This window comes from Zemynaea arenosa (assembly GCF_004614185.1).
GTDB lineage: Bacteria > Pseudomonadota > Gammaproteobacteria > Burkholderiales > Burkholderiaceae_D > Telluria > Telluria arenosa.
Map to the genome: position 1 here is coordinate 1 of NZ_SPVF01000133.1, position 11320 is coordinate 11320.

At 65.9% G+C, this 11320-nt stretch carries 12 protein-coding genes; 6 read left to right on the plus strand and 6 right to left on the minus strand.

The features are described from left to right. Positions 1–1050: S41 family peptidase (locus E4L96_RS10555; RefSeq protein WP_135207180.1), on the minus strand; the 1050-nt coding region annotated here is incomplete at its 3' end. A 188-nt stretch (positions 1051–1238) separates the two neighbouring features. Here E4L96_RS10555 and E4L96_RS10560 point away from each other — a divergent pair. The 3 genes from E4L96_RS10560 to ettA all read left to right on the plus strand — a co-directional run bounded on the left by E4L96_RS10560 (position 1239) and on the right by ettA (position 5554). Next, complete coding sequence (locus tag E4L96_RS10560) at positions 1239–2819, plus strand: hypothetical protein (RefSeq protein WP_135207181.1); 1581 nt, start codon at positions 1239–1241, stop codon at positions 2817–2819. A 108-nt stretch (positions 2820–2927) separates the two neighbouring features. Beyond that, positions 2928–3794: an EamA family transporter RarD gene (gene rarD, locus E4L96_RS10565; RefSeq protein ID WP_135207182.1), complete on the plus strand. Its 867-nt coding sequence runs from the start codon at positions 2928–2930 to the stop codon at positions 3792–3794. 92 nt (positions 3795–3886) lie between these two features. After that, the gene (gene ettA / locus E4L96_RS10570; protein WP_135207183.1) at positions 3887–5554 is read left to right on the plus strand and encodes an energy-dependent translational throttle protein EttA; all 1668 of its coding nucleotides are present in this window, start codon (positions 3887–3889) and stop codon (positions 5552–5554) included. Positions 5555–5587: 33 nt separating this feature from the next. Here ettA and E4L96_RS10575 read toward each other — a convergent pair whose 3' ends face one another. Beyond that, positions 5588–6520, minus strand: coding sequence for a LysR family transcriptional regulator (locus E4L96_RS10575; RefSeq protein ID WP_135207184.1), 933 nt, complete (start codon positions 6518–6520; stop codon positions 5588–5590). 116 nt (positions 6521–6636) lie between these two features. On the opposite strand from E4L96_RS10575, the gene E4L96_RS10580 reads away from it, so the two are divergent. After that, positions 6637–7377 (plus strand): 3-oxoacyl-ACP reductase family protein, encoded by a 741-nt coding sequence (locus E4L96_RS10580; RefSeq protein WP_181017607.1) that lies wholly within the window; start codon positions 6637–6639, stop codon positions 7375–7377. Positions 7378–7573: 196 nt separating this feature from the next. Continuing rightward, positions 7574–8086 (plus strand): REP-associated tyrosine transposase, encoded by a 513-nt coding sequence (locus tag E4L96_RS10585; RefSeq protein ID WP_135207185.1) that lies wholly within the window; start codon positions 7574–7576, stop codon positions 8084–8086. A gap of 35 nt (positions 8087–8121) precedes the next feature. Here the strand turns inward: E4L96_RS10585 and E4L96_RS10590 are convergent, their stop codons facing one another. Both E4L96_RS10590 and E4L96_RS10595 read right to left on the minus strand, forming a co-directional pair. After that, positions 8122–8676, minus strand: coding sequence for a porin family protein (locus tag E4L96_RS10590; protein ID WP_135207186.1), 555 nt, complete (start codon positions 8674–8676; stop codon positions 8122–8124). Positions 8677–8878: 202 nt separating this feature from the next. Further along, entirely contained in the window at positions 8879–9475 is a 597-nt protein-coding gene (locus E4L96_RS10595; RefSeq protein ID WP_135207187.1) for an alpha-ketoglutarate-dependent dioxygenase AlkB family protein, read from the minus strand. A 44-nt stretch (positions 9476–9519) separates the two neighbouring features. Here E4L96_RS10595 and E4L96_RS10600 point away from each other — a divergent pair, with 44 nt between their 5' ends. Continuing rightward, positions 9520–10101: a putative pterin-binding protein gene (locus E4L96_RS10600; protein WP_135207188.1), complete on the plus strand. Its 582-nt coding sequence runs from the start codon at positions 9520–9522 to the stop codon at positions 10099–10101. 21 nt (positions 10102–10122) lie between these two features. Here the strand turns inward: E4L96_RS10600 and E4L96_RS10605 are convergent, their stop codons facing one another. Then, positions 10123–10485, minus strand: a complete 363-nt coding sequence (locus tag E4L96_RS10605) for a hypothetical protein (RefSeq protein ID WP_135207189.1) — start codon at positions 10483–10485, stop codon at positions 10123–10125. A 135-nt stretch (positions 10486–10620) separates the two neighbouring features. Continuing rightward, the coding region (locus tag E4L96_RS10610; RefSeq protein WP_135207190.1) for a Rossmann-like and DUF2520 domain-containing protein at positions 10621–11320 on the minus strand (700 nt) is incomplete at its 5' end.

The window sequence follows — 11320 nt, forward strand, 5'->3', positions numbered from 1 at the left end:
CGCCTGCGACGCCAGCCAGGCCTGGGCGGCACGCAGGACCGGGTCATCGCCTTGCGTGGCGGCGGGGCCGGTGGGCGCCGCGACGTCCGGTGCCACGCCCCGCGGGAACACGGTGCCCTGCCGGTCCGCCATCTCGTGGGTGGTGACGAACAGGCCAACCCCGGCCAGCTCGAAGTTCTGGTTGGAGGTGGCCGATCCATACGTGGTCTGGCCAAAGCTGCGGGTGTGCGGACGGCCGTGGAAAGCGATCGCGATGCCCTCGCCGGAACTGGCGGAGGCGTCATCGGTGAGCACCGCGACCGGACGCTGGTCCAGCCCCGGCAAGGCACGCCAGCCGGGCACGCGCAGCATCTCAGTCTCCTTCCCCTCGCGGGTGATCAAGGCGGCGCCTTGGCGCAGGTGAAAGACGAGCGCACGCTGGCCATCCCGGTCGATCCCGTACTGGACCACCTCATCGCCCAGCAGCGCACTCACGCCCCCGAGCATGGGCCAGATGTTTCCGCCGGTGTTGCCACGTACGTCCACCACGTAGCCGCAGCTGGACGGGGCGGCGGCGGCGATCGCGCCAAACAGATGGCTGGCGTAGTCCAGGGTGTTCTGGCCGCCCATGCCGCCGCCGGAACGCACCACCACCAGGGTGGCCTGGCGCGGCCCGATCGCGAGTGGACGAGTGAAGGGGTCCTGCCTGCCCATGAACTCCGACGTCATGCCGCGGCGCTTGCGTCCACTGTCGAATTCGCGCCCATAGCGTTCCTTGAAGGCGGTCCGCACGCTTTGATGGACCCCGACGAAGCTGTGCCCATCGCCCAGCCCATCGAGCAGGATGAAGAAGGCCGGCAGCAGATCGATCTTGTCCTTCGCGCCGATCGCGGCGGCCAGCACGCGCGTTTCCAGCGCAGGCCAGTCGACCGCGCGCGTGCGCAGGGCCATCGTGCGCACCCGGCCGATCGCTTCGCGGGCGATGGCGGTGGGATCGAACGCGGGTTCGTCGGCGCGCACCACCGCGCTGGCCAACATGCATACGCACACAGCGATTTTCGAAGCAGACATGCTGAAGGTCCCCGGTCTTGTCGAAGCGTCCGAGTATCCCGGCTGCGCGCATGGCCCGTCAACGAACCGCAAGGGTTTTTGCGCCCAGCCGATGCCCTAGCGCGGGCCAGCCGCGCACCGCTGAGCTGGCGCTTGAGTTTTTGCGCACTTCGGTGCACCCTTGCGGCATTGAAAAACGGGAGGCGGCGATGAAGGTCAATGAGATGCGCGCACTGCTGGCGGTGGCTGCCGTGGTGGCGCTGGCGTCATGCGGTGGCGGGGGTGGCGGTAGCAGCCCGGTGGTCGTCGATCCTCCGCCCCCTCCTCCCCCGCCGCCGGTGGCGGTGAACGGCCCGGCGTGGACCAGCTACGGCAGCGACGCGCAGCACAGCTCTCTCGGCCAGATCGCTACGCAGCCGCTCAAGCGCGTCGTCTGGCAAACGCAGGTCGACCAGGCGCCGACCTACACGGCCCAGGGCTATCTGCTGGTGCACTATGGCTCGCCCGTGATCACCACCAAGAACACCGTGATCATCCCCATCAAGCGCTCGGCCACCAAGTTCGGTTTCGATGCCCGCGACGGCAGCAACGGGGACCTCAAATACAGCGTGGAATCCGACTACGTCATGCCGCCCCATAACTGGACGCCACCCTACAATGTCACCCTGACGGCCGCCAACCGCGTGTACGCGGCCGGGGCGGGCGGCAAGGTGTACTACCGGGACGACGCGGATTCCGCCACCTCCACCACGCAGACGGCCTACTTCTACGACAGTGCCGTGTACACCGCCAACAAGGCCGCGCTGGACGCGAACGTTATCATCGATACGCCGATCACTGCGGACAGCGCGGGGAATATCTACTTCGGCTTCATCGCGAACGCGGGCAACCCGGCGAACCTGAAGAGTGGCATTGCCCGCATCGGCGCGGACGGCAAGGGCAGCTGGGCCGCGGCCACCACGCTGGCCGCCGATCCGGCGATCGTGAAGGTGGCAATGAACAGCGCACCTGCCGTGTCCAAGGACGGCAAGACGCTGTATGTGGTCGTCAACAGCGGCAGCAATGGATTCGGCTACCTGGTGGCGCTGGACGCGGCCACGCTGGCGGCCAAGTCGCGCGTCAAGCTGATGGACCCGTACGACAAGGCCCCCGCGCGCGTTACCGACGACAGCACCGCGTCGCCCACGGTCGGTCCCGACGGGGAGGTGTACATCGGCGTGCTCGAATACACGCCCGCCCAGCACAACCAGCGCGGCTGGCTGCTGCACTACAGCGCCGACCTGGCGCAGACCCTGATCCCAGGCTCGTTCGGCTGGGACGACACGCCATCCATCGTGCCGGCCTCCATGGTCCCCAGCTACACCGGCAGCTCGAGCTATCTGATCACCACGAAGTACAACAACTACGGACGCTCCGGCAGCGGCGACTCGAAGAACAAGGTGGCGGTGCTGGACCCGCACGCGGCGCAGGGCGACAGCATCGCGCAGACCGCATCGGTGCAGGTCATGAAGGAAATCCTGACCATCCTGGGCCCCACGCCCGATCCGAACTACCCGGGCGGCGTGACCGAATGGTGCGTCAATGTGGCAGCCGTGGACCCGGCCACCAAGTCGATCCTCGTGAACAGCGAGGACGGGCACCTGTACCGCTGGGATCTCGCCACCAACACGCTCAGCGAGAACGTCAAGTTCAACAACGGCCTGGGCGAATCCTACACGCCGACGGCGATCGGCGCGGACGGCAAGGTCTACGCCATCAACAACGCGCGGCTGTACGCGGTCGGCCAGTAGCGCGGCACCTGCATCACCAAGTGCTGGCGGTTTCGTTCCGCCGCCAGCGCGATTCTTGCGGGCGCGGGATAATGGCCAGTTCCGTCATCGCCTTGTCCCGCCGCCACCATGAGCTCCGGTATCCTCTACGCCACCCTGGCCTTCCTGTGCTGGGGCCTGTTCCCGCTGTACTTTCATGCGATCGGCGAGGTGCCGTCCACGCAGATCCTGATGCACCGGGTCCTGTGGTCGCTCGCGCTGCTGGCCATCGTGCTGACCGTGCGGCGGCAGTGGAAATGGCTCCCGCAGCTGCTGGCCAAGCCGCGCGTGGTGGCCAGCTTCGCGGCCAGTTCGGCCCTCCTCACGGTCAACTGGCTGGTGTACATCTGGGCCGTCAACAACGGGCACGTGCTGGAATCGTCGCTCGGCTACTTCATCAACCCGCTGGTGAACATCATGCTGGGCTACGTGTTCTTGCACGAGCGTCTGCGGCGCGGGCAGTGGGCGGCGATCGGGCTGGCGGCGGCGGGTGTGTTGTGGCTCACCTGGCAGTCCGGCACCGTGCCATGGATTTCGCTGATCCTCGCGTTCTCGTTCGGCGGCTATGGGCTGATGCGCAAGACCGCCGCACTCGGTGCGCTGGAAGGGCTGTCGTTCGAGACCATGGTGCTGTTCCCGTTCGCGGTGGCCTACTACGCGTGGCTGTCGGTGCATGGGCAGAACGCGTTCGTGAATACGGAAAGCGCGAGCACGCCCTGGCTGCTGGCGGGTCTCGGCCCGACCACCGCGATCCCGCTGCTGCTGTTCGCGGCAGGTGCTCGGCGCATCCCCCTGTCGGTCCTCGGGCTGCTGCAGTACATCTCGCCCTCGATCCAGTTCCTGCTCGGCGTGGCGCTGTTCCATGAGCCGTTCAGCGCCGCGAAACTGGTCGGTTTCGCGATGATCTGGGGCGCGCTCGCGCTGTATGCGGCAGAAGGACTGTGGCAGCGAAAGTGAGGCTGTGAGCGGACGTGCCGAGCTACCGTCCGCGCCCCTTTTGGCGTATGCTGTCGTCCTTCCAACGAATTCCCCCCTGAGACCAGAACACAATGGCCAACTACGTCTACACCATGAACCGCGTGGGCAAGATCGTCCCGCCCAAACGCCAGATCCTGAAGGACATCTCGCTGTCCTTCTTCCCCGGCGCCAAAATCGGCGTGCTGGGTTTGAACGGGTCGGGCAAGTCCACGCTGCTGAAGATCATGGCTGGCATCGACACCGACATCCAGGGCGAAGCGCGCCCGATGCCGGGCCTGAACATCGGCTACCTGCCGCAGGAGCCGCAGCTCGATCCGGAAAAAACCGTGCGCCAGGAAGTCGAATCGGGCCTGGGCGAAGCCTTTGAAGCGCAGGCCAAACTGGAAGCCGTGTACGCAGCCTACGCCGAGGAGGACGCAGACTTCGACGCGCTCGCGAAAGAGCAGGAGCGCCTGGAATCGATCATCGCGGCGGCCGATGGCGGCAACCTGAATCTGCAAATGGAGATGGCCGCGGACGCCCTGCGCCTGCCGCCGTGGGACGCCAAGATCGGCGTGCTGTCTGGCGGCGAGAAGCGCCGCGTGGCGCTGTGCAAGCTGCTGCTGTCCAAGCCGGACATGCTGCTGCTGGACGAACCGACCAACCACCTGGACGCGGAATCGGTGGAGTGGCTGGAGCAGTTCCTGCTGCGCTTCCCGGGCACCGTGGTCGGCATCACCCACGACCGCTACTTCCTCGACAACGCCGCCGAGTGGATCCTGGAACTGGACCGCGGCCATGGCATCCCTTGGAAGGGTAACTACAGCTCGTGGCTGGAGCAGAAGGAAGCGCGCCTGAAGCAGGAAGAGGCGCAGGAATCGGCCCGCCAGAAAGCGCTGGCCAAAGAGCTGGAGTGGGCGCGCCAGAATCCGAAGGCGCGCCAGGCCAAGTCCAAGGCCCGCCTGCAGCGCTTCAACGAGCTGTCCGAATACGAATACCAGAAGCGCAATGAGACGCAGGAGATCTTCATTCCGGTGGCGGAGCGCCTCGGCAATGAAGTCATCGAATTCAAGAACGTGTCCAAGGCGTTTGGCGACCGGCTGCTGATCGACGACCTGTCCTTCACCGTGCCGCCGGGCGCGATCGTCGGCATCATCGGCCCGAACGGCGCCGGTAAGTCGACCCTGTTCCGCATGATCACCGGCGCCGAGAAGCCCGATAGCGGCGAAGTGGTGATCGGCCAGACCGCGCGCGTGTCGATGGTCGACCAGTCGCGCGACAACCTGGAGAACCAGAAGACCGTGTTCGAAGACGTCACCGGCGGCGCGGACTCGCTGCAGGTGGGCCGCTTCGACATGCCGTCGCGCGCTTATCTCGGCCGCTTCAACTTCAAGGGCGCGGACCAGCAGAAGGTGGTGGGCAACCTGTCCGGCGGCGAGCGCGGGCGCCTGCACCTGGCCAAGACGCTGCTCAAGGGCGGCAACGTGCTGCTGCTGGACGAACCGTCCAATGACCTGGACGTGGAGACCCTGCGCGCGCTGGAAGACGCGCTGCTCGAATTCGCGGGCAGCGTGCTGGTGATCTCGCACGACCGCTGGTTCCTGGACCGCATTGCGACCCACATCCTGGCGTTCGAGGGCAACTCGCAGGTCACCTTCTTCAACGGGAACTACCAGGAATACGAGGCGGACAAGAAGAAGCGCCTCGGCGAGGAAGGCGCGAAGCCGAAGCGTATTCGCTACAAGCCGCTCAGCCACTGAGCGGTGGCCTGCGGCGCGGCCTTCGGGCGGCGCTCAGGGACGGGGCCGGGCGTCGAAACGCTCGGCCCATTTTTTTGCGCGGAAGGCGTCCACGATGAAGTCGACGAACACGCGCGTCTTGGATGGCAGCAGGGTGCGGGCGGGGAAGTAGATCGAGAGCGTGCCGGCGTCGGCGTACCACTGCGGGAGCACGCGCACCAGGGTGCCGGCGTCCAGGTAGGGCAGCGCGTGCGTAACCGGTGCGAGCGCGATGCCGAGGCCTGCGCGCGCGAGGCGGCAGACGGCATCGGGCTCGCTCATCGTGATCTCGGGCTTGAGCAGCAGGGGCGCCTGTTCGGCGTTCGCATCGAGCAGCGGCAGGTTGCGCACGCGGCCCGTTTGCGGGGAGCGCACGAAGATGCCGGGGTGGCTGGCCAGGTCGGCGGGTTTTTCTATCTTTGCGTGCTTCTCAAGATATCCGGGCGCCGCGACCAGCATGCGGTGCGCGGGCGCGAGTTCGCGCGCGATCACGCCGGGGTCGAGCTGGAAGCCCCCGCCGATGGCTGCGTCGAACTTCTCCGCGACCAGGTCCACGGTGCGGTCGCTCAGGTGCCAGTCGGGGCGGATGGCGGGGTAGCGCTGCAGGAATTCGTCGAGCAGAGGCACGACGTAGGTGAGGCCGAAGGTGGTGCCCATGCTCACGCGCAGGGTGCCAGCCGGCTGGCCGGCGGAGGACGCGAGGTTGTCGACCGCCGCGGTGATGGTGGACAGGCTGGTGCCGACTTCGGCCAGAAAGCGCTCCCCTGCTTCGGTCAGTGTGAGCTTGCGCGTGGTGCGGACGAACAGGCGGACTCCAACGCTGTGCTCCAGCTTGGCGACACTCTTGCCGACGGCGGCCGAAGTCAGCCCAAGCCGGCGGGCGGCTTCCGAAAAGCTGCCGGATTCGGCCGTGCGGACGAAGCATTCGATGCTGCTAAGGGTTTCCATGGCGCGTAGATTCTAAACCACTGGTATCAACTGATGCATCCAATTGCTGACTAGTCGTTGCGAATCGTCGTGACCATACTGATCACTCCACAACATTTTTGACACAGGAGTTGATCATGGCAGACCTCAGCGGCAAGAAAGCTTTCGTCACCGGCGGCGCACGCGGCATCGGCGCGGCGATCGTCCGGCGGCTGGCGCGCGACGGGGCGGAGTTGGCGTTCACTTACGTCGGCAGCCGCGATACGGCTGAGGCACTGGCGGCGGAGATCGTCTCCAATGGCGGCAAGGCGCAAGCCATCCAGGCCGACAGCGCCGATGCGGCGGCCCTGTCCGGCGCCATCGCCAAGGCGGCCGACCGCATGGGCGGGCTGGACATTCTGGTCGCCAACGCAGGCGTGTTCACGCCGGGGACCATCGACGAGTTCAAGTTGGACGATTTTGACCGCACGCTGGCCGTGAATGTGCGCGGCGTGTTCGTGGCCGCGCAGGAAGCGGCGCGGCATCTCGGCAGTGGCGGGCGGATCATCACCATCGGCAGCACCAACGCCGGCCGGGCCCCCTTCCCCGGCATGGCGCCGTATGCGATGAGCAAGGCCGCAGTGGCCGGGCTGGTGCGCGGTCTGGCGCGCGACCTTGGGCCGCGCGGAATCACGGTCAACAACGTGCAGCCGGGGCCGGTGGACACGGACATGAATCCGGACAGCGGCGACTTCGCGGCCATGGTGCGTGCGTCGACGGCGCTCAACCGCTATGCCGACGTGAGCGAGATCGCCGCCTTCGTCGCCTGGCTCAGCAGCGCGGAAGCGTCCTACCTCACGGGCGCCAGCCTCACGATCGACGGCGGCTTCCAGGCCTGACCCTATCGAACCAACGATCCCGATGGGGTCAGGCCCCGGTGGGGGGCGTCAGCAGAAAGTGCGGCGTTGACGCAACATCAATCGTGCAGCGCGGAAATTTCCTTTGGGCTAGAGTGGGCTGGTGCGGCGAAAAGTTCCCGCCGCACGCTTGCGCTAGTTGGCACGCCGTGCCGCGCGCTTTTGCACACTGGTCGTCATGCCTACCAAAGACATCACGCGCCCAGGGCGCTTCACGAGCGGGAACACGTTTTTCTTCACCGTGCGCCTGCTCGACCCTGACAGCACTTTGCTGACCGAGCATTTCCCCGCCTTTGGCGAGGCCATCCGCCACGCGCGGGCGCGCCAGCCGTTCGATGTCGACGCCTGGGTGGTGCTGCCCAACCACGTGCACTCGATCTGGACCTTGCCCGCCGGGGACACCGACTTCGCCGCCCGCTGGCGGGCCGTCAAGATCGGGTTTTCGAAAGCGCTGCGCAAGTCCGAGGGCACGCGCCATGCGGGCGTGGTCTGGGAGCCGCTGTTCATGAACCGCCAGATCACCGACGAGGCCGAGCGCCAATTGCTGGTCGACTACATCCACACCAATCCCCAGCGCCACGGCTTGTGCGAGCGGCCGGAAGACTGGCTCTGGTCCTCCATTCACCGCGCCACCGCGCCGGTGGCGGACAAGAAAAAGGGCCCGCAGGCCCTTTCTCCAGCGATCCGCTGACGCGCCCTCGCGCGCGTCAGCTCAAGCGCAGAACTTTAGAAGCTGTACTTGGCAGCCAGCGTCCAGGTGTTCGGCTTCGGGCCGAAGTCATTGGACTTGCCATAGCGCTCGTACTCGGCGGTGAACGACACGTTCTGGTTCACCTTGTACTCCGCGCCGAGGGCGGCATAGGCGCCGGTCTTGTCATCCGACACCAGGCCCTGGTTGTACTTCACCTGCGTCACGCCCAGCTTGCCGAACACGTTGAACTGGTCGTTGACCGGAGCGGTCGCCTTGGCGGCCAGGTACCAGGCGTGGCCGTCGTTCGACACCGAGCTGCGGGTGCCGTTCAGGGTGTAGCTGCTGTTGGACTTGCGGAAGTCGGTGTAGCCGGCTTCCATGCCCCACATGTTGTCGAACTCGTAGCCGCCGAAGATCTTGCCGGAGGCGCGGTAGCCGTCATCGTCCAGGTTGGTGGCGCCGGCCGGGCTGGCATAGTTGCGGTCAGCAAAGTTCACACCGACGCCCACATAGGCTTTCGGGGAGGTGGTCTGGGCGGATGCGGACAGGGCGGCAGCGCCGGCGATCAGGGCAAGGATCAGTTTTTTCATGAGATGTATTCCTTAATGTTGTTGAACCGGATTTTCTGGTTCGCAATTCCGGTGAATCGCGAGGGTTCCAATTTAGCATCGTCAAAATGACAAAGCCGTAGGGGAACGGTAAGAACTGTAATCAATTGTAAGGACCGTTTTTACAAATTCAAGCCCTTACTGACTACCGATTCAATTAAGAAATGATCTCAAATCGTCAAAATTACACGATATAGCGGAAAGTTAGGTTCAGTCTGCCCCCAAGTGGTCTGCTCGATTTGTTGAGGCCGTGGAGCCAGAATTGTTGCGTGGTTCCCGCCATCAGTAACAGGCTGCCATCGCCCAACGGTAGCTTTTTCAGCTCACCCGTACGCTTATGGCGCAGGATGAAAACGCGTTCGGTGCCGAAAGTCAGTGAGGCGATCGCTGGTTCCGGACCAAGTTCGGCCTCGTCGTCGCTGTGCATGCCCATGCTGTCGCGCTCGTTGCGATAGTAGTTGAGGAGCACGCTATTGAAGTCCCGCCCGGTCTCGCGCTGCACCGCATCGCCGATGGTGGACAGCAACGGCGTCCACGGCTCCGGGTCCAGCGTGAGGCCGGAGTAGGTGTAGCGCCGGTCACCGTGCCAGGCTGTCAGCCGCGGCTGTAGGTGGCTCTGGCCGAACAGGACGATGGACTCAGCCTTCCATGCGGTCTCGGCAATCAGCCGCTGGTAGACCTCGGCATTCGGCCAAGGCAGCGGCAGCTGGGGCATGTACCAGAGCTCGCCGTCTGGCAGGGGCACGGGCTGCAGCCCGGCGCTTGACGTGAACAAATCCATTGCTGAGAATTCAACTTTCGACCACAGACTGGGGAGATTTTCGCATGGACAAACGCCGCTTTCTCGCAACCGCCGCGGTGGCGGGCGCTCTCCCCTCCCTTGCCGAGGCGGCCTCGACCGCCAAGGCCAGCGCTGGCCCGACCCTGCTGACCGTCACCGGCATGATCGGCAAGGCCAACCGCGGCCCGCTGGACCCGGCACTGGACCAGATGATGAAGAAGCAGGGCGTGCAGTTTGACAAGGCCTGGGCCTTCGACTGGGCGGCCCTCAGTGCACTCAAGGCCGTGACGATCCGCCCGACGCTGGAATACGACAGCAATCCGCACACGCTGCGCGGCCCGCTGCTGCTGGATGTCGTGAAAGCGGCCGGCGCGCTGCCGACCGGCGGCACGCGGCTGGTGTTGCGCGCGGTGGATGGCTATGCAGTGACGCTGCCCGAACAACAGGCCCGCAGCGACCGCTTCATCGTGGCGACGCACCTGGACGGCAAGCCGCTCCCGCTGGGAGGGCTGGGTCCGCTATGGGCGGTGTACGACGCGGACCGCGTCCCGGGCATGGCCGCCAAACCCGTTCAGGAACGGTTTGGCAACTGCCCGTGGGCGCTGTATCACATCGAGGTGCAGTAGGGCCGGCCGGCCCGGGCGGGATTACGAGTAGGCTTCGGCCAGCGACATCACGCGCGGCGTGATGGTGATGCCGACGTTGCCGAACAGGTCGTGAATCGCCTTCAGGTTGGCTTCGCACTCTTCGGCCTTCCAGCCGTTGAACAGGTCGGTGCCGTTCTTCTGGAAGTGCAGGTCGAGCACCTTGCCCTTGTCCTTGTGGGTGTAGGCCTGGCGGTAGGTGTTGTGGAAACCCAGCTCGGTCAGCGCGGCCAGCACGGCCTGCGGCGGATTGTCCGGGTCGGTCGCCATGAACACGCCATAGGTCTTGCCGGGCGGCTTGGCGGCCACGTCGACATCATAAATACCGGGGGCCTTGGTGACGGAAGTGCTCTTCAAAAACAACATGTTAGGGTCTCCTGGGCGCACGGCGGGGGCCATGCATAGACAATTCCTCAGACCTCAAAGCTTATGTCGATTTGATGCATTTGTCGATGCATTGATGCATCTTTTTGCATGGAAGCATCAGTTTGCGACGGTTGGTTACGCGGGGCGGCGCTTTCTTGCCGCGACGTCCATGGTTGATTCGGCAAGAGCGGCGTACAGGCGGCCGGTGGGCTCATCCCATGCGGTGACCGCCTCTTGCTGGCGGGACACCGTGCCCAGGTCGCCGCGGGCGATCGGGCCGGTCAGCGCGGGCGCTGCGCCGAGGCGCAGGACGTTGGCGAGGGTTTCGCTGGCCAGCGGGGCGGCCAGCTCGCGCGCGACCGGCTCGGGGATGCCGGCGGCCTGGTAGGCGCGCAGGGCGGCATCCATCACGGTGACCAGGTAGTTGGAGGCGAACACGGAGGCGGCGTGGTAGACCGTCTTCGCGGCCGCCTCAATCGAGACCAGCCGGGCGCCGATGCGTTCGAAGGCCGGGGTCAGCACGGCCAGGGCCTGCGGATCGCCCTCGATGCCGCAGAAGGTGCCCGCGAAGTCGGCACTCACGCGCCCGGGGTCTGCAAAGCTGCGGATCGGGTGGACCGAAGCCACGAAGGCGCCTGCGTCCCGCAGCACCTGCAGCGCATCGGATGCCTTCGCGCCGCTGCAGTGAAAGACGACCGCCCCGCGCAGCCAAGCCTCGCGCGCCGCCGCCAGCGCAGCCGCGGCCGGCGCGATCTGGTCATCCGCGACCGCCAACATGACGACATCCGCCGCGCGCATCGCGCCTACGCTCTGCACCGCCTGCACGCTCGCCGCC

Excerpts from the sequence above, each read along its gene's own strand:
- E4L96_RS10560 (WP_135207181.1), top strand. The coding sequence starts at position 1,239 with ATGAAGGTCAATGAGATGCGCGCACTGCTGGCGGTGGCTGCCGTGGTG.
- rarD (WP_135207182.1), top strand. The coding sequence starts at position 2,928 with ATGAGCTCCGGTATCCTCTACGCCACCCTGGCCTTCCTGTGCTGGGGC.
- ettA (WP_135207183.1), top strand. The coding sequence starts at position 3,887 with ATGGCCAACTACGTCTACACCATGAACCGCGTGGGCAAGATCGTCCCG.
- E4L96_RS10575 (WP_135207184.1), bottom strand. The coding sequence starts at position 6,520 with ATGGAAACCCTTAGCAGCATCGAATGCTTCGTCCGCACGGCCGAATCC.
- E4L96_RS10580 (WP_181017607.1), top strand. The coding sequence starts at position 6,637 with ATGGCAGACCTCAGCGGCAAGAAAGCTTTCGTCACCGGCGGCGCACGC.
- E4L96_RS10585 (WP_135207185.1), top strand. The coding sequence starts at position 7,574 with ATGCCTACCAAAGACATCACGCGCCCAGGGCGCTTCACGAGCGGGAAC.
- E4L96_RS10590 (WP_135207186.1), bottom strand. The coding sequence starts at position 8,676 with ATGAAAAAACTGATCCTTGCCCTGATCGCCGGCGCTGCCGCCCTGTCC.
- E4L96_RS10595 (WP_135207187.1), bottom strand. The coding sequence starts at position 9,475 with ATGGATTTGTTCACGTCAAGCGCCGGGCTGCAGCCCGTGCCCCTGCCA.
- E4L96_RS10600 (WP_135207188.1), top strand. The coding sequence starts at position 9,520 with ATGGACAAACGCCGCTTTCTCGCAACCGCCGCGGTGGCGGGCGCTCTC.
- E4L96_RS10605 (WP_135207189.1), bottom strand. The coding sequence starts at position 10,485 with ATGTTGTTTTTGAAGAGCACTTCCGTCACCAAGGCCCCCGGTATTTAT.